The following is a 19,268-nucleotide window of genomic DNA, read 5'->3' as shown; positions in this document are numbered from 1 at the left end:
TTCTATGAAATGTAAAAGAGCCTTTTGTTACTAATGCTGAAAAGCTAGCTCTTGTTTAATTGATTGTAAAGAATTAGCGAATAATTCTGGTTCTTCTAAATCAGGAGAATGTGCTGAATTTGGGAACCAAATCATCTTTTTTATAGGCGCTTCAATAATATCGCAATATTCCTGAACGAGTGCATAAGGAGTTTGATAATCATAGCGACCAGAACAAAAATAAACTGGAATAGATAAACTTGAAATAGAAGAAAAGAAATCGATTGTCAGCATTTCTTCCCATAAAACACCAGATTTTAAATTTCCTGCGAGAAACTTGAACCAATCTAATAGCGTATATTCAGGAGAAAAGAAACCTTTTCGTATGAAAGAAAAGGAAGATCCGTTTTGGATTGCGCCTCCAAATGTGCCAAGCCACTTTCTTTGAATAATGAGACGTCTCGTATCTAAAAATGGTGGTTTGCCTAATTTTAAAAGGGAAGCTAATGCTTTTTTATGATCATGTTTTTTTGCAGAATGAATTAAATGTTGATATAGCAATTCTTCATTTTGTTTCATATGTACAATTTGCCCAATACCGATGTAAGCCTCGATATACTTTGGATATTGATGTGCTATGTTAAGCCCAATAATACTTCCCCAAGAATGACCAGCGAGAAATAGTTTTTGTTTGTTGAACCTTTTAAGTACATATTGAATCACTTCTTTTGCATCGGAAACGAATTGTTCGATTGTGAAATTTGCTCCGAAATCTTTCATTGAAAAGGATTTACCAGCCCCGCGCTGATCCCAATTAATAACAATAAATTGCTTCTCTAATTCTTTTTGAAAATGGCGAATAAATCCGATTTGTGCCATCCCAGGTCCGCCGTGACAGCATAATAAAATAGGTTGCTCTACGTTTTGTCCACGCATAAGGAGAGTTTGTTTTCGATTATTAATCATAACGCTTTCTATCGTAGCGATACTATTAGGAATAAGTTGTTTGTTTTCGTTATAGAACTGAGGGGTGTAGCTACGAAAAAGCATATTGAAAACCTCCTTTTGTGAAATCGTATGAATCGCACAGGCTATTCATTTTGCATATACTGTTAGAAAATCATTGTAACATACCATACTAGTGTCATTTCAACACGGGAGGAGGGAAATTGTGACGATTGGAGAAATTATAGATGGTTTAAATAGACGTGAATCCATCGCTATTATAGCAAAACGTCTTGAAATAAGCCCGTATACATTATCGAAGAAATTAAGATTGATTGGATACGAATATGATGGAGAGCAGAAGAAACGTATTTTTGTAGGAGATGGAGAAGAACCACGTCACTTACAACTCCAAGAAGCGACCGCCCTTCAATATGAGAAAACAGATTATCAATTATTAATTTATGAGCAATTACAAAGCATTTATGAGTTATTAAGAAAAAGAGAAGAAGTAATTGCACCAATTGTGAGTAAAAGTACAGAGAAAAAGAGACGGACCTTTTCTATTAATACAGAAATATTAGCAAGATTGGACCTTATATCAGAATCGAAAGGAATTCAAAAATCTAAACTTGTAGAAGAGGCGTTGCAACAATTTTTACAGCAATATGAAGTTGACAAAACATCACATTTTGATAACTAAAGAAAAGGATACTGTGTTCATTAGAAGAACGAGTATCCTTTTTATGATGTATATTACGTATAAAATAGAGGATCAGTACAAATCCTTTATGCGTGAAAAATGAAATTTATTATTAGAGAAACACTTAATTTACTTTTTGAATTCTTCCATCAATAACTGGCTGAATTGGTTCTTTTAATTGTTTTACGTAATTGACTAACGCTTCAAAGTCGTTTGGCCCAGTTTCTGCATTTTTACCATTTTTAAATGATACGAATCCATCACCGCCAGAAGCTAAGAAGGCATTTGCAACTACGCTATACGTTGTAGATGGAGATAATTCTTCTCCGTTTGTTAAACGTATATTTGTAACTTTTTCACCGTTTGGTTTATTTGCATCCCACGTATATTGAATACCTGAAATTTGAAGCATTCTTGTTGTTCCCTTTTGCCATTGCTGATTTAAAATATCGCGAATGTCTTGACCTGTTAAATTTACTTTAATCAATTGATTTCCAAAAGGTTGAATGCCGTATAACTCACCCCACGTAATATCACCAGCATCTAAGTCATTACGAATGCCACCAGGATTCATGAGGGAGATTTGAGTTTGCATCGTTTGACGCTGAGCATCGGCAACTAAATTTCCAAGAGTGGACTCACCAGCATCATTTTGTTTACGGTCGATAGGTGCTGTAGATTTTCCGACCACTTCATTTACAAGTGGTGCGATTTTTTCTTTATATTGATCTAGTTTTTTCTTTACTTGTTTATCAGGTTCTACACCTTCATGATACGTTGTAACAACTTCAGCTTTTTTCTTTACAATATCCTTTGTTTTACGATCAATTGTTACATCGACGTCTGAGAAAGCCATTCCATATGAATTTGCTTGGACAATTAGTTTATTATTTACTGTACCATTTACATACGTATGACTATGTCCACCGAAGATAACATCAACTTCTGGGTCTGTTTCATTTGCAATTCGAGTAAGGTCGCCATTTGTTACCCCAGACTCATCGGTTGTTCCACCGACATGAGCAAGAACGACGATAGATTTAACGCCGAGGCGTTTTAATTGTTGTGTTGATTTATTAATTGCTTCTACTTCATCAGTAATTTGTACATTGTTAAGCATCGTAGGCATAACAACATTTGGTGTATCAGTTGTAACAACCCCAATGAATCCTACAGGAACACCATCTACCATTTTTACAGTAAATGGTGGTAAAAATAAGCGGCCAGTTGATTTGTTATAGAAATTAGCAGCTACATAGGGGAAGTTAGCCCCTTTGAAATTTCCTGTTTTTTCATGATATCCACCGTAAATGAGGCGTTTCATTTCATCAATGCCTTCATCAAATTCATGGTTCCCGATTGTACCGACATCAAATTTTAAGTCATTTAAAAATTCAATCGTCGGTTCATCTTGTAATAATGCTGAAACTGGTGGACTAGCTCCGACGATATCACCAGCATGTACGAGAAGTGTATTAGGGTTTTGTTTTTTATGTTCTTTTAAATAAGTAGCTAAGTAATCAGCGCCACCAGCTTCTTTATTATTGATTTTTTTAACAGTATCTAGTTGTCCATGGAGATCATTAATACCAAGCATTTGTACGTCTATGTAGCGGTTTTGTTCAGCTGGATTCTGAGATGGGGGAGCGGCAAATACGCTTGAAAAAGTAATGGTGCTTAAAACAGCAACGGCAGGAATAATTTTTTTCCACATAATATAATTCTCCTTTTTTATAATCTGACATCATACGACATAATTTTAATAGATTCATAGGATTATAGCTACATAAAAATTTAGTCTTTTCGAAAAATTAACATATTTACAAAAAGTGAATAATAGAGTAAAGACCCTTTTTTATTGTCGATTTCATTGTGTATCTACTATAATGGAGAAAAAAGTAAAAGGTGAGTAGCATGAAGAAAAAGAAACAAAGACAAATGCAAAGACAATCACAAGTGAATCAACCAAAGAAAGAAACACTTACATTAGGCGATCAATTAAATGATTCACTCATGCAACAATTAAAGAGTAAGAAGAAAGAGTTGCAAGTGAGGGAAGAGGAAAAAGAGGCAGCTGAACTGGAAAGAAAGCGCCAAGAACAAAAAGAACGTGAAAAGAATAAATCATTTGAAGAACTGCTAAGTGAAAGTAACCTTACTTGGAAAGACTTTAAATAATAAAAAAATGATCAGTGAAATACCACTGATCATTTTTTGACGAGCTTGTAAGAAAAGGGGAGTTAGAATGAGAAAAATTGTCGTTGTTCCACATGAAAACCATTGGAGTGAAAAATTTCAAATGGAGGCTAAAAGATTAAAATCAGCGATGCCAGAAACGGTAAAAATTCATCATATTGGAAGTACGTCAGTTCCCGGACTGGCAGCTAAACCTATTATTGATATGATCATGGAAGTAGAAAATATCGAAAGAGTAGATGGGTGGAATGAACGATTTATAGAGCTTGGTTACATCGTAAAAGGGGAAAATGGTATTTCAAGACGCCGATATTTTATTCATGGAACTGAAGAAAAACGCTCGTATCATTTACACGTGTTTGAAAAAGGAAATCCAGAGATAGTAAGGCATTTAGCATTTCGTGATTATATGATGGCTCATTGTGAAGAAGCAGAGGCATATGCAACCTTAAAGAAAGAATTAGCCGAAAAGTATACATATGATGGCGCGTTATATACGGAAGGAAAAAATGAGTTTGTGCGCAATGTGGATGAAAAAGCGAAAGAATGGAGAAAAAATAACGTGAATGAATGAGTTCACGCTATTTTTTAGCTATATAAAAGTGTTATGTAAACTGTACGTATGTTTTGACTTTTGGGATGAATCTTGTTGAAATAAAATTGTGGCTTATAAAAAATGTAACAATGAAAGGGAGACGACTGTGCATATTCCAACAACTACACTTCATAATGGCGTGAAAATGCCGATGATTGGTCTAGGCGTATATAAAGCGAAAGAAGGAGACGAAGTAAAGCAAGCAGTAAAAACAGCGTTAGAAGTTGGATACCGTTCGATTGATACAGCAACTGTATATGAAAATGAAAGCGGTGTCGGAGAGGCGATACGTGAATCAGGAATTCCAAGAGAAGATATATTTATTACAACAAAAGTATGGAACGACGATCAAGGATATGAGGAGACACTCGAGGCGTTTGAAAAGAGTTTGAAAAAATTACAAATGGACTATGTAGATTTATATTTAATACATTGGCCGGTAAGAGGGAAGTATGTTGATACGTACCGAGCTTTAGAGAAATTGTATGAAGAAGGTAAAGTGCGTGCGATTGGTGTTTCTAATTTTCATAAACATCATTTAGAACTATTATTACCAAATTGCAAAGTGAAGCCGATGGTAAACCAAGTGGAACTTCATCCGATGTTGACGCAATTTGAGTTGCGAAATTATTGTCAAGATGAGCAAATTCAAATGGAAGCATGGAGTCCGTTAATGAGGGGCGGAGAAGTATTCCAGCATCCAATCATTCAGGCTATTGCTAACAAATATGAAAAAACACCTGCACAAGTTATATTAAGGTGGGATATTCAAAGCGGGATTGTTACAATTCCTAAATCTGTTACACCATCTCGTATTAAAGAAAACTTTACTATTTTTGATTTTGCACTAACTGAAGAAGAGATACGTCAAATTAACACGTTGAATCGTGATTTACATGTAGGAACGAATCCTGATAAATATGATACGTTATAAAAAAGACTGTCTCCTAATACTGGAGACAGTCTTCTGTTTTATCGGTAATTCGATATTTTTAACGATGCAAAGCATATGTGTCATATTTAACAATCTTTTGAAGTTGTATATATTCTTCTTTCGTTAAAGGTAACTGTTGACTAGCTCGTATATTTTCCTGTAATTGTTGAAGAGAGCTTGCACCAGGTATAATAGCTGCAACAGTCTTATTATGTAAGCAATATTGAATAGCTGTTCCTGTTAAAGAGCGTTCTCCAATTATTTCTTTTACACTTGCTAGAGTTGCATGTAATTCATCGTAAGAATAAGAGAGATAATCCTTTTCCTTTACTCTTTCTATCTTTCTTGCATTATTGTCAGTTAAAATTCCTTTTGCAAGTGGCCCGCGGGCAATGACGCTAATTTGGTGTTCATTTAGAAGGGGGAACCATTCTTCTGGACGACGATTTAAAAGGTTATATTCCATTAGTACACTAACGATGTTTGAGCGTTTTGCATATTCACGAACGACATTTGGGCGTATAGAAGAAATACCGTAATGGCGAATAATACCTTCCTTTTTCAATTCTTCAAAAGCTTCAATTGTTTCATCTATTGGATCTTCAATTGTTCCGCCATGAAGTTGGTAAAGGTCAATATAATCAGTTTGAAGTCTACGTAAACTTTCCTTTACTTCAGTCTTTATGTAAGCTTTAGAAGGATCCCAAGACCAGCCATTTTTTTCTTCTGTCCAACGATTTCCAACCTTCGTTGTAAGTACAATTTGGTCTCTTCTTCCCTTCAAGGCTTTTCCAACAAATTCTTCATTTAATCCGTAATCATATAAATCTGCTGTATCAAAAAAATTAATTCCTAAATCGATCGCTTCATCGATAATATGCATAGCTTCTGTTTCAGATGTACCGAGAGACATACAGCCAAGGCCCATTTCTGTAACAAACAAATCTGAGTTTCCTAATTGACGTTTTTTCATAGGTCAACCTCCTTACCTTTATTGTACGAGAGGGAAAAGAGGTTGACAAACGTTTACTTTCCGCTTCGCATTAACTGCCCGTAAAAGCATGATTAATGTTTCACTTTATTTGCTGTAATCCACTCTTGTACAGTTGTATACTCTTTGCTATATTGCTTTAGCTTATGGCGAATTTGCCATGCTTTTCCGACTAAAGTGACGCGATTTGGTAAAATATAAACTTTCATTTCTATCACGCTCCTTTCAATGTGGTAAAATGTATGAGGAAAGAATAGGAAATAGAACAGGGAGATGAAGTAGTATGAGTAATCTTGCAGAGAGAACAGTAAAAACTGAGCCAATTTTTGATGGTAGAGTTATAAAAGTTCGTGTTGATGATGTAGTATTACCAAATGGAGCAATGAGTAAACGTGAAATTGTAAATCACCCTGGTGCAGTTGCTATTATTGCTATTACTGATGAGGGGAAAATTGTGCTTGTTGAGCAGTATCGTAAAGCACTTGAAAAGGCGATTATAGAAATTCCGGCTGGCAAGTTAGAACCTGGTGAAAAACCTGAGGTAACAGCAGTTCGTGAATTAGAAGAGGAAACAGGATATGTATGTGAAAATATGGAGCTCATTACTTCTTTCTATACATCTCCAGGATTCGCAGATGAAATTTTATATGTATATAAAGCGACAGGTTTGACAAGAAAAGAAAATAAAGCTGAGTTAGATGAAGATGAGTTTGTGGAATTAATGGAAGTATCGTTAGAAGAAGCGATTACTCTTATGAAAGATCTTCGTATTCATGATGCGAAGACGATGTTTGCAGTACAATATTTACAACTACAAAAATAAACACTCGCCAAAGGCGAGTGTTTTTTAATTGATTTTTGCATATACACGTGCATCACGTAAGCTACCATCTGGTGCTAGGAAATCATTTTCCATTGTCCCTTCTAGAATGAATTCTAGACGTTCTGCTAAGCTACATGCATTTATATTTGTTGCATCAGTACGAATTTCAATTCTTCTAGCGCCTAGTTTATCAAAGGCGAACTGAATTGCACCTTTAACAGCTTCGGTCATATAGCCTTGTTTTGTATAGGCACTATGTAGCCAGAAGTGAAGTGAAAACTTTGGAATATCCCAGTTTTCAGGCTTTAGTGTAATTGCTCCGATGAATGTACCAGATACTTTATCGTATAAGTGAAAATCAAGTGTTTCACGAAGTAAAAACTGTCCGTGAGCTTCGCGAACAATTTCTTCAGCACTCTCTTCTGTTTCAGCGTTAATTGGTATCCACGGTACTAAGTCTTCTAGAGAAGCTTGGATTGCTTCATATACTTCTGCACCATCACCTGGAAATGGTTTACGAACTTGCAAGCGTTCAGTTTGAAATAATGTTGGAAAATCTAATAATAATGGTTTCAAGAGAAATCCCTCCTATTCTCTACTTTTTAGTTTAGCAAAGTAGAGCGGAATTTCAATGTTAATTCGTCATACTTTTTTCTTTCTTTCATACATTTTTAATAAGAGTGTGAACGGAGGGAAGAAAAATGTGGCGAAAAAATTGGCAAGACCGTGTAATGTCTCACATACAGGAAAACTCTTCATTATATATATTTAACGCTGTTTTATTATTGATGGGAGTAATATTCGGAGCCATTCTCGTGAATAGTTTACAAATCAATCAAAAACAAGATTTATCATTTTATTTACAACGTTTTTTTGGACAAGTCTCTAAAGGAGAATTTGCCATTGCGGGCGAAATGTTTCGAGAAAGTTACTTTTCGCAATTAAAATACATCGGATTTATTTGGATTTTAGGAATTTCAATTATTGGATTACCACTTATTTTTATTTTATTATTTGTAAAAGGAGTTGTCGTTGGATTTACAGTTGGTTTTTTAGTAAGTCAGCATGGATGGAATGGACTATTATTAGCATTTGTATCTGTTTTGCCACAAAATTTAATTATCATTCCAGTCTTTCTCGTTATGACAACCATTGCTGCAAGTTTTTCTTTACGGATGATTAGGCATCAATTTATTAGAAAAATAACCGAGCCACTATTACCATTATTAATCCGTTATACATGCTTCTTTCTCGTAATTGGAGTGGTGTTAGCACTTGCTTCTAGTGTGGAGGCTTACGCATCACCAGTTTTAATGAAAGAAGTAGTTGAGGCTATTAATAAAAAATAAATACTTTTTGAGAATAATTATCAATTTGTTTTTATTGTTTTTTCTTTTGACAGAAGCCCTTCTTCTGATATAATGGTGTAAGAGTGGCGAGGAGGGAGTAGTACCGAATGGAAGAAAGAATTGAACGAATTAAGAAGCAATTACATGCAGCGAGCTACAAATTAACACCGCAACGTGAAGCAACAGTTCGTGTGCTGCTAGAAAATGAAGAAGATCATTTAAGCGCAGAAGATGTTTACCTCCTTGTAAAAGAAAAGTCGCCAGAGATCGGATTAGCAACCGTCTATCGAACTTTAGAACTATTATCTGAGTTAAAAGTTGTCGATAAGATTAACTTCGGAGACGGTGTTTCACGCTATGACTTACGCCAAGAAGGTGCGCAGCGTTTCCACCATCATTTGATTTGTACACAATGTGGTGCTGTACAAGAAATACAAGAAGATTTACTTGGTGAAGTGGAAAGGAAAGTAGAACGAGACTGGAGCTTTAAGGTGAAAGATCATCGTTTAACATTCCATGGGATTTGTAAAAATTGTCAAGAAAATGAAACGGATGAAAAATAACCTTTTCCTATTTATCTAGGAAGAGGTTTTTTATTTGAATAAGGTATAAATTGGTGAAAGCTTGGCATATGTTGTAATAACTTATATTTTGGAGGAATTTACAATGCGCCGAGCTTTAAAATTAACTTTTGATGGAATAAAAGTATTTTTATTATTTACAAGTTGTACGATTTTGTTTTATTTCGCTATACTATGGATAAATGAAGAATATGAAAGCTATCATCGTTATGAAAAACCTAAAGAAGAGACTGTAGAAAAAGTATCAGGGAATGAAGAACCGGCAAAGGATGCTTTCGTAAATAGAATGATGTTTTTCTATGAAAATGGGGAGTAGTGTAGAGTGGAAGATCAATTAAAAGATTTTATTCATTATATGGTTGTCGAAAAAGGATTAGCAAAGAATACAGTAGTATCGTATGAACGGGATTTAAAAAGCTACGTAAAGTATTTGCAAAATGTGGAACAGACGAAAACTTTTCATGAAGTGACCCGTTTACACATTGTTAACTTTTTGCAGTATTTAAAAGAGAACGGAAAATCTTCGAAAACATTGGCGCGTCATATCGCATCAATTCGTTCGTTCCACCAATTTTTACTTCGTGAACGAGCGGTAGAACACGACCCATCCGTACATATTGAAACGCCACAAGGGGAACGGAAATTACCAAAAGTATTATCAGTTGATGAAGTAGAGGCGTTACTTCAAACACCAAAAATGACAAGTGCTTTTGGTATTCGTGATAAGGCGATGCTAGAGTTACTGTATGCGACAGGACTTCGTGTTTCAGAATTGATTGCACTCAATTTAGAAGATGTACATTTAACGATGGGATTTGTTCGTTGCATAGGGAAAGGGAATAAAGAAAGAATTATTCCACTAGGAAGTTTAGCAACGGAAGCGATTCAAAAGTATATTGAAAAAGGAAGAAGAGAATTAATGGGGAAAAAAGTAGTAGATGCACTCTTTTTAAACCATCATGGTAATCGATTATCAAGACAAGGATTTTGGAAAATATTAAAACGATTAGCGAAAGAAGCAAACATTGAAAAAGAGCTTACACCTCATACGTTGCGTCATTCGTTTGCTACGCACTTATTAGAAAATGGAGCAGATTTACGTGCTGTACAAGAAATGCTTGGACATGCAGATATTTCAACGACGCAAATCTATACGCACGTTTCAAAAACTAGATTAAAAGATGTATATAAACAGTTTCATCCGAGAGCATAGTTACTATGCTCTTTTTTTCATAGATTAAGAGGGAAAGACAGTTTCACAGAAACTTCACAAACATTTCGTATATTGTTTTCAGCAGAAGACTGGAATATTACAATGTATTTCCTCTATACTAAATAAAGTATAAAGGAGGAAATGATGATGAAAAAACTGATTATAACTTTATTTATCGCGATGCTAGCGTTGGCTGGCTGTAATACAAACAAAGAAGAACCGAAAAAAGAACAGAAACTTGAAGCTGTAAAAGTAGCAGTCCAAACAAATCCGAAAGAAATTAAACCAGGTGAAAAAACAGAAGTACAAGCACTTGTTACACAAGGGAAAGAAAAAGTAACGGATGCCGATGATGTAAAGTTTGAAATTTGGAAAGATGGCGACGAAAAGCACGAGATGTTAGATGGTAAGCATAAAGGAAAAGGTGTTTATGCAGTAGAGAAAACATTCGAAGCGGATGGAGTATACCATATTATCGCTCACACAAATGCACGTGAAATGCACGTTATGCCAGAAGTGAAAGTTGCTGTAGGAAATGCGAAAGTAGAAGATGCGAAAAAAGAAAATAGTGATCACAGTGCAGGACATGGAGATCATAAAAGTGACACAATGATCCATCTTATGGCTGGAGACATAAAGGCAAATGCTGAATCTACAATGAAAGTTCATTTAAAACAAAAAGAAGAAGCCCTAACTGGTGCTGAAGTACAACTAGAGATTTGGAAAGATGGTGTTGAAAAACACGAATTTATTCCAGCGAAAGAAGGGAATAAAGGAGAGTATGAAACGAAACATACTTTCAAAGAGAACGGTGCTTACAAAGTGAAAGTACATGTAAGAAAAGGCGAATTGCATGAACATAAAGAGGAAACAATAGAAGTAAAATAAAAAGTAGCTCTTTAGAGCTACTTTTTATTTTTAATATGAAGAAATAAATCATAAAAAAATTAGCACTTCGTTGCAGAATGGATTACAATAGAAGTGTGAAGAAAATGAGAAATTCTACGAAAATGTATTAAAAAGAAAGCGTAAACATGTTATGATATCAGTATCAGATGTCTGACATCTGACTTAGAAAAAACTAGAAATGTTTTTGAATCGTTTCAAGTAAACGAAATAGGTTAGAAAATGATTTAAAGAAGTACTGTTTGACAATGAGAATTCTTTTGGATAACAGTTTCACTTTATAGCGTTTTGAACATACTACAAGAAGTAGAACTGAACTTATAGGAGGTCGCAGTTATGAATAAATATAAACGTATATTCCTAGTCGTAATGGACTCTGTGGGAATCGGTGAAGCACCAGATGCTGAGCAATTTGGTGATTTAGGATCTGACACAATTGGTCACATTGCTGAACATATGAATGGGTTACAAATGCCTAACATGGTGAAATTAGGTCTTGGTAACATTCGAGAAATGAAAGGTATCTCTAAAGTAGAGAAACCACTTGGATATTACACAAAAATGCAAGAGAAATCTACTGGTAAAGATACAATGACAGGTCACTGGGAAATCATGGGCCTTTACATTGATACACCATTCCAAGTGTTCCCGGAAGGATTCCCGAAAGAATTACTTGATGAATTAGAAGAAAAAACAGGCCGTAAAATTATCGGTAATAAGCCAGCTTCTGGAACTGAGATTCTTGATGAACTTGGTCAAGAGCAAATGGAAACAGGTTCTTTAATCGTTTATACTTCTGCTGATAGCGTATTGCAAATTGCAGCACACGAAGAAGTAGTGCCACTTGATGAGTTATATAAAATCTGTAAAATTGCACGTGAATTAACATTAGATGAGAAATACATGGTAGGTCGTGTTATTGCTCGTCCATTCGTTGGTGAACCTGGAAACTTTACACGTACACCAAATCGTCATGACTATGCATTAAAACCATTCGGCCGTACAGTAATGAACGAATTAAAAGATAGTGACTACGATGTAATTGCTATCGGTAAAATCTCTGATATTTATGATGGCGAAGGGGTAACGGAATCACTTCGTACGAAGTCTAACATGGATGGAATGGATAAGCTTGTAGATACATTAAATATGGACTTTACAGGTCTTAGCTTCTTAAACTTAGTTGACTTTGATGCATTATTCGGCCACCGCCGTGATCCACAAGGATACGGAGAAGCTCTGCAAGAATATGATGCACGTCTTCCAGAAGTATTCGCAAAACTAAAAGAAGATGATCTATTATTAATTACAGCAGACCACGGTAATGATCCAATTCACCCTGGTACTGACCATACACGTGAATATGTACCATTATTAGCATATAGCCCAAGCATGAAAGAAGGCGGACAAGAGTTACCACTTCGTCAAACATTTGCTGATATTGGTGCAACAGTAGCAGAAAACTTCGGTGTGAAAATGCCAGAATACGGAACAAGCTTCTTAAATGAGCTAAAGAAATAGGGGGATAAACAAATGAATCGTGAACTTATTACAAAATCAGCTTCATACTTAAAAGAGAAATTTCAAGAGACACCACAAGTAGGACTAATCCTTGGATCAGGACTAGGTGTATTAGCAGACGAAATTGAGAACGCAGTAACAGTACCGTACAGTGAAATCCCTGAATTCCCAGTATCAACTGTAGAAGGCCATGCAGGTCAACTAGTATTTGGTACACTTCAAGGTGTAACAGTAGTAGCAATGCAAGGACGTTTCCACTTCTATGAAGGATACGACATGCAAAAAGTAACATTCCCAGTTCGTGTTATGAAAGAACTAGGTGTAGAAACAGTAGTTGTAACAAACGCAGCTGGTGGTGTAAATACATCATTTGAGCCAGGCGATCTTATGTTAATTTCAGACCACATTAACTTCATGGGTACGAATCCATTAATCGGACCGAATGATTCTGAAATGGGCGTACGTTTCCCTGATATGTCTACATCATATACAGTAGAACTTCGCGAAATGGCGAAACAAGTTGCAGCAGACTTAAATATTAAAGTACAAGAAGGTGTATACGTGGGAATGACAGGTCCTGTATATGAAACACCTGCTGAAATTCGTATGCTTCGTACACTTGGCGGAGATGCAGTTGGTATGTCAACAGTACCTGAAGTAATTGTAGCGCGTCATGCTGGTATGAAAGTATTAGGTATTTCTTGTATTTCAAATATGGCAGCTGGTATTTTAGATCAACCACTTCATCACGATGAAGTAATTGAAACGACAGAACGTGTTAAAGCTAACTTCTTAGCATTAGTAAAAGCAATCGTAAAACAAATGAAGGGGTGACTTCACAATGAGAATGGTGGACCTAATTGCAAAAAAACGTGACGGACATGCATTAACGACAGAAGAAATTAACTTTATTGTTGAAGGATATACGAATGGTGATATTCCTGATTATCAAGTAAGTTCACTTGCAATGGCAATTTTCTTCCAAGATATGAACGATCAAGAGCGTGCTGATTTAACGATGGCAATGGTAAATAGCGGTGATACAATCGACTTATCGGCTATTGAAGGTGTAAAAGTAGATAAGCATTCAACAGGTGGTGTTGGTGATACAACGACACTTGTATTAGGTCCATTAGTAGCTGCTTTAGATGTACCAGTAGCGAAAATGTCTGGACGCGGTTTAGGACATACTGGTGGTACAATTGATAAATTAGAAGCAGTTCCAGGATTCCATGTGGAAATTGAAAACGATGAATTCATGCGTCTTGTAAATGAAAACAAAATCGCTGTTATCGGCCAAAGTGGTAACTTAACACCTGCTGATAAAAAGCTATATGCACTTCGTGATGTAACAGCAACAGTAAACTCAATTCCGCTTATTGCAAGTTCGATTATGAGTAAAAAAATTGCTGCTGGTGCAGATGCAATTGTTCTTGATGTAAAAACTGGAGCAGGTGCATTTATGAAAACGGATGAAGATGCAAAACGTTTAGCAGAAGCAATGGTACGTATCGGTAATAACGTTGGTCGTAATACGATGGCAGTTATTTCTGATATGAGTCAACCACTCGGTGAAGCTATCGGTAACGCATTAGAAGTTCAAGAAGCAATTGATACATTACAAGGTAAAGGGCCGAAAGATTTAGAAGAGCTATGTTTAACACTTGGAAGTCAAATGGTGTACCTTGCTGGACAAGCTTCATCTTTAGAAGATGCACGTGAAAAGCTAATTGAAGTAATGAACAACGGAAAAGCGCTAGAATCATTTAAAACGTTCTTATCAGCGCAAGGCGGTGACGCATCTGTTGTTGATGACCCTTCTAAATTGCCACAAGCACAATTTAAAATTGAAGTGGAAGCGAAAGAAGACGGATATGTATCAGAAATCGTTGCAGACGAAATCGGAACAGCAGCAATGCTTTTAGGAGCAGGACGTGCAACGAAAGAGTCTGAAATTGATTTAGCAGTTGGTCTAATGCTGCGCAAAAAAGTAGGCGATAGCGTGAAGCAAGGTGAATCTCTCGTTACAATTTACGCAAACCGCGAAAATGTTGAAGATGTAAAAGCGAAAATTTATGAGAACATGAAGATCTCTAAAGAACACGTAGATGCACCAACTTTAGTACACGGTATCGTAACGAAGTAATAAAAAAAGCTGAGGAGGTTTCTCCTTGGCTTTTTTTACTATTTTTTGTTTATAATAATAATGGGTGAAATTATGATTAGAATTTGTGCAGTAACAAAAACAGATGAAGTATTATATGATGTTTCTCTAGAAGAAACAAAGAAAGACCATATTGTATGGTATTGGCTAGATTTATATAAGCCAACGAAAGAAGAGTATACATATATTCTGCAGGACCATTTTAAGTTCCATCCCCTTGCAATTGAAGACTGTATAGAATACGTACAGAGGCCAAAAGTTGATTTTTATGATGGATATAACTTTTTAGTTCTTCATGCATTTGGGGAAGATGGACTAGAACCGCACGAAATCGATTTATTTATTAGTGATCGTTATATTGTTTCTTTCCACTTTTCTCATAACAATGCAATCGAAAGAGTATGGAAAACACTTGGAGAAAAGAAGCGTATTAAAAATAGTCCTTTACACGTAGCTCATACAATTATTGACCAAATTGTAGATGACTATTTTGCGCCTGTATATTACATTGAGGATCATTTAAATGCAATTGATGATAATTTAACCGGGGAGACAGCAGGAAGCGTATTAGAAGAGGTATTTGATATACGTGCAGATTTATCAAAGCTAAGGCGTACAATCATTCCAATGCGTGATTTATTATATCGTATTTTAAATTCGACTCGTTTTTATGGTATAAGCGATCATGAAATTTACTTTAAAGATATACATGATCATTTGCTTAAACTAACAGAAATGATTGAGGCAAGTCGAGAGTTAACAGCAGATATTCGGGATAGTTATTTTTCATTAAACTCACATCATATGAATAACATTATGAAAACATTAACTGTATTCTCGACTATTTTCATGCCATTAACATTTATTGCGGGAGTATATGGAATGAACTTTACGCATATGCCAGAGCTTGGTGGACAATATAGTTATTTTATTTGTCTACTTATCATGGCACTAATTGGCGGCGGAATGATGGCCTGGTTTTATAAAAAAGGATGGTTTAAGTAAAAAAACACCGAGGATTTCCTCGGTGTTTTTTTAACCAATAGCATGTAATACAAACATAGCTAAGAATAAGCATGTAATGATATACATAGATGGTGCGACTTCTTTACGCTTTCCAAGAGCAACTTTTAAGATAGGGTAAGCGATAAATCCGAACGCAATGCCATCAGCGATACTATATGTGAGCGGGATCATAACGATAATTAAGAATGCTGGAAATCCTTCTGAAAAGTCATTCAGAGGAATTTGTTGGATGCTTGTAATCATCAGCCCGCCAATAATAATTAAGATTGGTGCAATGGCACTATCAGGAATTAATTTGACAAATGGAAGAGCAAACAGTGATGCAAAGAATAGCAACCCAGTAACGATAGACGTCAGACCTGTCTTTCCGCCTGCAGTAATACCTGCGGCACTTTCTACTGTTGATACGGTAGGGCTTGTGCCAAATAGACCACATGTCATTGCTGAAATTGCATTGGCTTGGTAAGCACGTGGGAATTTACGGTCATCTTCTAATAAACCGTGCAGAAGTCCCATGTTCTCAAAAATAAGCACCATGCTTAAGGAGAATGTTGCAATCCAAAACGGTAAGGAAGAAAGTTTCCCAAATGACATAGCTCCAAACACATCACCGTAATTAGCGAATGAGAATGAACCATTTCCCACTTGACTCGTATCCACAAGACCAAATAACCATGCGATACCAGTTCCTATTGCAATCGTCCATAAAAAGTTTCCACGTACGTTACGAATAAATAATACAAGTGCAATGATAAGAGTAAGTAATGTCGCAAGAACGACAGGATTACTTAATTTCCCCATTGCCACAGCAGTATTTGGGTTCGAAACGACTAAACCACCTTTTTGCAATCCGATAAACGCTAAAAATAATCCGATGCCGACAGTAATCGCTTCCTTTAATGACTTTGGAATTGATATTGATAGCACGCGAGCGATTGGTGTAAAAGCGGCAATTGCAAAAATAATACCAGAGATAAAGACAGCAGCCAATGCTTCTTGCCAAGTTAGTCCAAGTGTATGCACAGCTGTGTACGTGAAGAATGCATTTACACCCATACCCGGGACAAGAATAGCAGGTGCATTTGCCCAAAATGCCATGAGTAGACATCCGACAAATGAACTAAAAACAGTTGCTAAAATTCCAGCTTCAAGAGGAATGCCAGCATCTGATAAGATTGACGCATTTACAATCATAATATATACGATTGTGAAAAATGACGTAACTCCAGCTAAAACTTCTTGTTTTGGTGATGTTTCGTGTAAACCTAATTTAAATGTTCTTTCAAGTATTCCTTTCATGTTAAACCTTCTTTTTCATATCCCTCTCCCACCCGTGATATCTCTTTTGTAAGAGCTCACCGTTCTTTATTATATCAGAACATCATGTTTTTACAACAAGTAAAATGATAACGTTTACTTGTAAAGAGAATTCGTTATAAATACGTAAAAATAGCCCGTATGGATGAAATGATTTCTAATTCACCCGATTGAATAGGCGGGGCTGCTTGTGCATGTAAAGTAGCATAAGACGTAACCTCCCTTGGTAATTGGGCAGATTCTTCAACGAATGAGAGGGGAACAGGATTAATATTTAAATTATATGTACTCGCAATAGCACGAGCTTTTTCTACTGCTTGGTGCAGAGCTTGAATGAGAGCTTGCTCATAATATTTATTTGGATGAGATACTCGGAAACGTAAACCTTTTGCTACATTTGCACCATTTGAAACGGCTATATCATATACTTCCCCAGCTTTTTGTACATTTAAAACGGTAATTTCATACAAATGCTCCACGCGGTATCCTTGTAGCAATGCTTTATCATTTACATATTCGTATTGAGGAGTGATCGTATAAGAAATCGTTTCTATATCTTTATCGGCAATACCAAGCTGTTTAAGTGCATCCAGCAATTGTTTGGATTGCACTGCATTTTCTTCTTGAGCCTGTTTTACATTTTTATCGTCTGTTCGAATGCCAAGCGTTAATATAACAACATTCGGTTTTGCTTTAACGACGCCTTCCCCTTGTACAGTAATAGTAGCTTCTTTACCAGTATTAGCTGTGCATACGTTGTGTAAATAAGGATTCATTCCACCCTGCATTTTCCATCACCATCCTTTTTATATGTATATGTGTGAACAAAAAAGAAATTTATATGAAAAAAGTTACATAAATGAGAATGTTGAGGAAAGAAAGCATATACAACATAGGTATTTATAGATTATAATATGTGTAAATATGATAAAAAAGGGACGAGGCTATTGAACGAAAAAAGAGAAACACTGATTTTAGATTTATCTGCATCATTTCGAAAAATGATACGTTTATTACAAAATGATATTAATACACGTTTTGCAGAACATATGCCATATAATGAATTTTCTGTATTACGTGCGTTATTTTTAAAGAGTCCACAGATGGCTTCGCAAATTGCGAGTGAAGTAAACGTAACCTCCAGTCATATTACAGCTGTTACAGATCGTCTCGTACGAAAAGGATTAGTAGAAAGAAAACGTTCTAATTCAGATCGTCGAATCGTGTACTTAGAAATTACAGAGCACGGAAGAGAAGTAACTGAAAAACTTGAAGCTGTGCGTAAAGAATATTATAAAGAGAGATTTAAAGGTTGGAGCGACCAAGAAATAGAAATGGTCTTAGAACTATTTGGCCGCGTATTATAATAAATGAGGATAGGAAGCGAAAGCATTCCTATCCTTTTTCTTTTGAATAAAAATATTTTGAAACTCCGATACTTTAATTAAAAGATCGGAGGAAAGATTATGAAATATATTGCTGCACTTACCATTTTATTTGGTGGTTTTTTCTATTTTCAAACATTCACGTACGCAGATACGCCTATCCAAGTGGTGCGAAAAGAAGTGAAGTACATCGAAAACGATAATACAGTCTTATATTCAAAATTATGGGTTCGTTCTATGCAAAACGCAGTATTATTCCACCATAGCGATAATATTCGTAATCGGGACACATTACGTAATGTAACAAGTTCATCGCTTGTTAAAGCGAAGCAACTATCTTTTCAGAAAGCAGCACTCTATATACCGAGACTATCGCAATACGTATCAAAAATAGGAAAAGAAAATATTCAAGTGTACTACATTGCGATTCACTATAATGTAAAAAAAGAAAATGCATATCAATTAGATGGCATGAACTATTTTCTACAAGTATTCGTAAAAGAGCGTGGGGAATGGAAAATTGCTGAAAGTGTAGTTGCCCCGACAGAGCAAATTGTGCAAAATGGTGATGGATTTGGGATGAAAGAAGAGATGGTGTATGGGGATAGGAGAGAGAATGTGAAATAACCTCCTCATCGAG

General features: G+C 35.8%; 23 protein-coding genes. 16 read left to right on the top strand and 7 right to left on the bottom strand.

Annotated features, from left to right (window positions below; all coding sequences use genetic code 11):
* Positions 1–30: 30 nt before the first annotated feature.
* Positions 31–1,029, bottom strand: a complete 999-nt coding sequence (locus GBN91_RS01680; protein ID WP_000898973.1) for an alpha/beta fold hydrolase — start codon at positions 1,027–1,029, stop codon at positions 31–33.
* 121 nt (positions 1,030–1,150) lie between these two features.
* Between GBN91_RS01680 and GBN91_RS01675 the strand changes: the two genes are divergently transcribed.
* On the top strand, positions 1,151–1,627 hold the full coding sequence (locus GBN91_RS01675; RefSeq protein WP_000151931.1) for a ribbon-helix-helix domain-containing protein: 477 nt from the start codon (positions 1,151–1,153) through the stop codon (positions 1,625–1,627).
* A 124-nt stretch (positions 1,628–1,751) separates the two neighbouring features.
* Here the strand turns inward: GBN91_RS01675 and GBN91_RS01670 are convergent, their stop codons facing one another.
* Entirely contained in the window at positions 1,752–3,341 is a 1,590-nt protein-coding gene (locus tag GBN91_RS01670; protein ID WP_000265553.1) for a bifunctional metallophosphatase/5'-nucleotidase, read from the bottom strand.
* Positions 3,342–3,541: 200 nt separating this feature from the next.
* Between GBN91_RS01670 and GBN91_RS01665 the strand changes: the two genes are divergently transcribed.
* From GBN91_RS01665 to GBN91_RS01655, 3 genes are all read left to right on the top strand, one after another.
* Positions 3,542–3,805, top strand: a complete 264-nt coding sequence (locus GBN91_RS01665) for a YqkE family protein (protein ID WP_000727561.1) — start codon at positions 3,542–3,544, stop codon at positions 3,803–3,805.
* A gap of 67 nt (positions 3,806–3,872) precedes the next feature.
* On the top strand, positions 3,873–4,397 hold the full coding sequence (locus GBN91_RS01660) for a GrpB family protein (RefSeq protein WP_001227186.1): 525 nt from the start codon (positions 3,873–3,875) through the stop codon (positions 4,395–4,397).
* A 127-nt stretch (positions 4,398–4,524) separates the two neighbouring features.
* Positions 4,525–5,352 carry an aldo/keto reductase gene (locus GBN91_RS01655; protein ID WP_000547992.1) on the top strand — a complete coding sequence of 276 codons (828 nt, stop codon included), beginning with the start codon at positions 4,525–4,527 and terminating at the stop codon, positions 5,350–5,352.
* Positions 5,353–5,410: 58 nt separating this feature from the next.
* On the opposite strand, the gene GBN91_RS01650 is transcribed toward GBN91_RS01655, so the two are convergent.
* Positions 5,411–6,325: an aldo/keto reductase gene (locus GBN91_RS01650; protein WP_044307304.1), complete on the bottom strand. Its 915-nt coding sequence runs from the start codon at positions 6,323–6,325 to the stop codon at positions 5,411–5,413.
* A gap of 92 nt (positions 6,326–6,417) precedes the next feature.
* Positions 6,418–6,552 carry a Z-ring formation inhibitor MciZ gene (mciZ, locus tag GBN91_RS01645; RefSeq protein WP_000870302.1) on the bottom strand — a complete coding sequence of 45 codons (135 nt, stop codon included), beginning with the start codon at positions 6,550–6,552 and terminating at the stop codon, positions 6,418–6,420.
* A gap of 74 nt (positions 6,553–6,626) precedes the next feature.
* On the opposite strand from mciZ, the gene GBN91_RS01640 reads away from it, so the two are divergent.
* Positions 6,627–7,166: an NUDIX hydrolase gene (locus GBN91_RS01640; RefSeq protein WP_000067042.1), complete on the top strand. Its 540-nt coding sequence runs from the start codon at positions 6,627–6,629 to the stop codon at positions 7,164–7,166.
* Between the two features lie 24 nt (positions 7,167–7,190).
* Here the strand turns inward: GBN91_RS01640 and GBN91_RS01635 are convergent, their stop codons facing one another.
* Entirely contained in the window at positions 7,191–7,742 is a 552-nt protein-coding gene (locus GBN91_RS01635) for a GNAT family N-acetyltransferase (RefSeq protein ID WP_000803479.1), read from the bottom strand.
* A gap of 155 nt (positions 7,743–7,897) precedes the next feature.
* Here GBN91_RS01635 and spoIIM point away from each other — a divergent pair, with 155 nt between their 5' ends.
* The 9 genes from spoIIM to corA all read left to right on the top strand — a co-directional run bounded on the left by spoIIM (position 7,898) and on the right by corA (position 15,905).
* Complete coding sequence (gene spoIIM, locus GBN91_RS01630) at positions 7,898–8,515, top strand: stage II sporulation protein M (protein ID WP_013142149.1); 618 nt, start codon at positions 7,898–7,900, stop codon at positions 8,513–8,515.
* A gap of 107 nt (positions 8,516–8,622) precedes the next feature.
* A complete protein-coding gene (fur, locus tag GBN91_RS01625) occupies positions 8,623–9,078 on the top strand; it encodes a ferric iron uptake transcriptional regulator (protein WP_000392657.1) in 456 nt (151 codons plus the stop codon).
* Positions 9,079–9,181: 103 nt separating this feature from the next.
* Positions 9,182–9,412, top strand: a complete 231-nt coding sequence (locus GBN91_RS01620) for a YqzK family protein (protein ID WP_001250432.1) — start codon at positions 9,182–9,184, stop codon at positions 9,410–9,412.
* Between the two features lie 6 nt (positions 9,413–9,418).
* Positions 9,419–10,309, top strand: coding sequence for a site-specific tyrosine recombinase XerD (xerD, locus tag GBN91_RS01615; RefSeq protein WP_000390088.1), 891 nt, complete (start codon positions 9,419–9,421; stop codon positions 10,307–10,309).
* Between the two features lie 147 nt (positions 10,310–10,456).
* Complete coding sequence (locus GBN91_RS01610; protein WP_000733453.1) at positions 10,457–11,197, top strand: FixH family protein; 741 nt, start codon at positions 10,457–10,459, stop codon at positions 11,195–11,197.
* A 354-nt stretch (positions 11,198–11,551) separates the two neighbouring features.
* Complete coding sequence (gene deoB, locus GBN91_RS01605; RefSeq protein ID WP_001046079.1) at positions 11,552–12,736, top strand: phosphopentomutase; 1,185 nt, start codon at positions 11,552–11,554, stop codon at positions 12,734–12,736.
* Positions 12,737–12,748: 12 nt separating this feature from the next.
* Positions 12,749–13,570, top strand: a complete 822-nt coding sequence (locus GBN91_RS01600) for a purine-nucleoside phosphorylase (protein ID WP_001078446.1) — start codon at positions 12,749–12,751, stop codon at positions 13,568–13,570.
* 7 nt (positions 13,571–13,577) lie between these two features.
* Positions 13,578–14,882 (top strand): pyrimidine-nucleoside phosphorylase, encoded by a 1,305-nt coding sequence (locus GBN91_RS01595; RefSeq protein ID WP_001243069.1) that lies wholly within the window; start codon positions 13,578–13,580, stop codon positions 14,880–14,882.
* Between the two features lie 60 nt (positions 14,883–14,942).
* The gene (gene corA, locus GBN91_RS01590) at positions 14,943–15,905 is read left to right on the top strand and encodes a magnesium/cobalt transporter CorA (protein WP_002000765.1); all 963 of its coding nucleotides are present in this window, start codon (positions 14,943–14,945) and stop codon (positions 15,903–15,905) included.
* A gap of 30 nt (positions 15,906–15,935) precedes the next feature.
* Here corA and GBN91_RS01585 read toward each other — a convergent pair whose 3' ends face one another.
* Both GBN91_RS01585 and GBN91_RS01580 read right to left on the bottom strand, forming a co-directional pair.
* Positions 15,936–17,225 (bottom strand): NCS2 family permease, encoded by a 1,290-nt coding sequence (locus tag GBN91_RS01585; RefSeq protein ID WP_152121219.1) that lies wholly within the window; start codon positions 17,223–17,225, stop codon positions 15,936–15,938.
* Between the two features lie 134 nt (positions 17,226–17,359).
* Positions 17,360–18,031, bottom strand: a complete 672-nt coding sequence (locus GBN91_RS01580; RefSeq protein WP_152121218.1) for an SIMPL domain-containing protein — start codon at positions 18,029–18,031, stop codon at positions 17,360–17,362.
* 159 nt (positions 18,032–18,190) lie between these two features.
* On the opposite strand from GBN91_RS01580, the gene GBN91_RS01575 reads away from it, so the two are divergent.
* Both GBN91_RS01575 and GBN91_RS01570 read left to right on the top strand, forming a co-directional pair.
* A complete protein-coding gene (locus tag GBN91_RS01575; RefSeq protein WP_001003305.1) occupies positions 18,191–18,610 on the top strand; it encodes a MarR family winged helix-turn-helix transcriptional regulator in 420 nt (139 codons plus the stop codon).
* A gap of 99 nt (positions 18,611–18,709) precedes the next feature.
* Positions 18,710–19,255, top strand: a complete 546-nt coding sequence (locus tag GBN91_RS01570) for a hypothetical protein (RefSeq protein ID WP_000873779.1) — start codon at positions 18,710–18,712, stop codon at positions 19,253–19,255.
* Positions 19,256–19,268 lie beyond the last annotated feature (13 nt).

Origin of the sequence: Bacillus sp. B1-WWTP-T-0.5-Post-4 (assembly GCF_009183795.1) — a bacterium.
GTDB lineage: Bacteria > Bacillota > Bacilli > Bacillales > Bacillaceae_G > Bacillus_A > Bacillus_A cereus.
Note: the sequence above shows the minus strand (reverse complement) of the source record. Positions and strands in the feature narration are given on the sequence as shown.

Bases quoted from the DNA above. Each gene is read 5' to 3' on its own strand.
- GBN91_RS01610 (WP_000733453.1), top strand. From the start codon at position 10,457: ATGAAAAAACTGATTATAACTTTATTTATCGCGATGCTAGCGTTGGCT.
- GBN91_RS01600 (WP_001078446.1), top strand. From the start codon at position 12,749: ATGAATCGTGAACTTATTACAAAATCAGCTTCATACTTAAAAGAGAAA.
- GBN91_RS01595 (WP_001243069.1), top strand. From the start codon at position 13,578: ATGAGAATGGTGGACCTAATTGCAAAAAAACGTGACGGACATGCATTA.
- GBN91_RS01585 (WP_152121219.1), bottom strand. From the start codon at position 17,225: ATGAAAGGAATACTTGAAAGAACATTTAAATTAGGTTTACACGAAACA.
- GBN91_RS01660 (WP_001227186.1), top strand. From the start codon at position 3,873: ATGAGAAAAATTGTCGTTGTTCCACATGAAAACCATTGGAGTGAAAAA.
- GBN91_RS01665 (WP_000727561.1), top strand. From the start codon at position 3,542: ATGAAGAAAAAGAAACAAAGACAAATGCAAAGACAATCACAAGTGAAT.
- fur (WP_000392657.1), top strand. From the start codon at position 8,623: ATGGAAGAAAGAATTGAACGAATTAAGAAGCAATTACATGCAGCGAGC.
- corA (WP_002000765.1), top strand. From the start codon at position 14,943: ATGGGTGAAATTATGATTAGAATTTGTGCAGTAACAAAAACAGATGAA.
- GBN91_RS01570 (WP_000873779.1), top strand. From the start codon at position 18,710: ATGAAATATATTGCTGCACTTACCATTTTATTTGGTGGTTTTTTCTAT.
- deoB (WP_001046079.1), top strand. From the start codon at position 11,552: ATGAATAAATATAAACGTATATTCCTAGTCGTAATGGACTCTGTGGGA.
- GBN91_RS01670 (WP_000265553.1), bottom strand. From the start codon at position 3,341: ATGTGGAAAAAAATTATTCCTGCCGTTGCTGTTTTAAGCACCATTACT.
- GBN91_RS01640 (WP_000067042.1), top strand. From the start codon at position 6,627: ATGAGTAATCTTGCAGAGAGAACAGTAAAAACTGAGCCAATTTTTGAT.
- spoIIM (WP_013142149.1), top strand. From the start codon at position 7,898: ATGTCTCACATACAGGAAAACTCTTCATTATATATATTTAACGCTGTT.
- GBN91_RS01620 (WP_001250432.1), top strand. From the start codon at position 9,182: ATGCGCCGAGCTTTAAAATTAACTTTTGATGGAATAAAAGTATTTTTA.
- GBN91_RS01650 (WP_044307304.1), bottom strand. From the start codon at position 6,325: ATGAAAAAACGTCAATTAGGAAACTCAGATTTGTTTGTTACAGAAATG.
- GBN91_RS01580 (WP_152121218.1), bottom strand. From the start codon at position 18,031: ATGCAGGGTGGAATGAATCCTTATTTACACAACGTATGCACAGCTAAT.
- GBN91_RS01680 (WP_000898973.1), bottom strand. From the start codon at position 1,029: ATGCTTTTTCGTAGCTACACCCCTCAGTTCTATAACGAAAACAAACAA.
- mciZ (WP_000870302.1), bottom strand. From the start codon at position 6,552: ATGAAAGTTTATATTTTACCAAATCGCGTCACTTTAGTCGGAAAAGCA.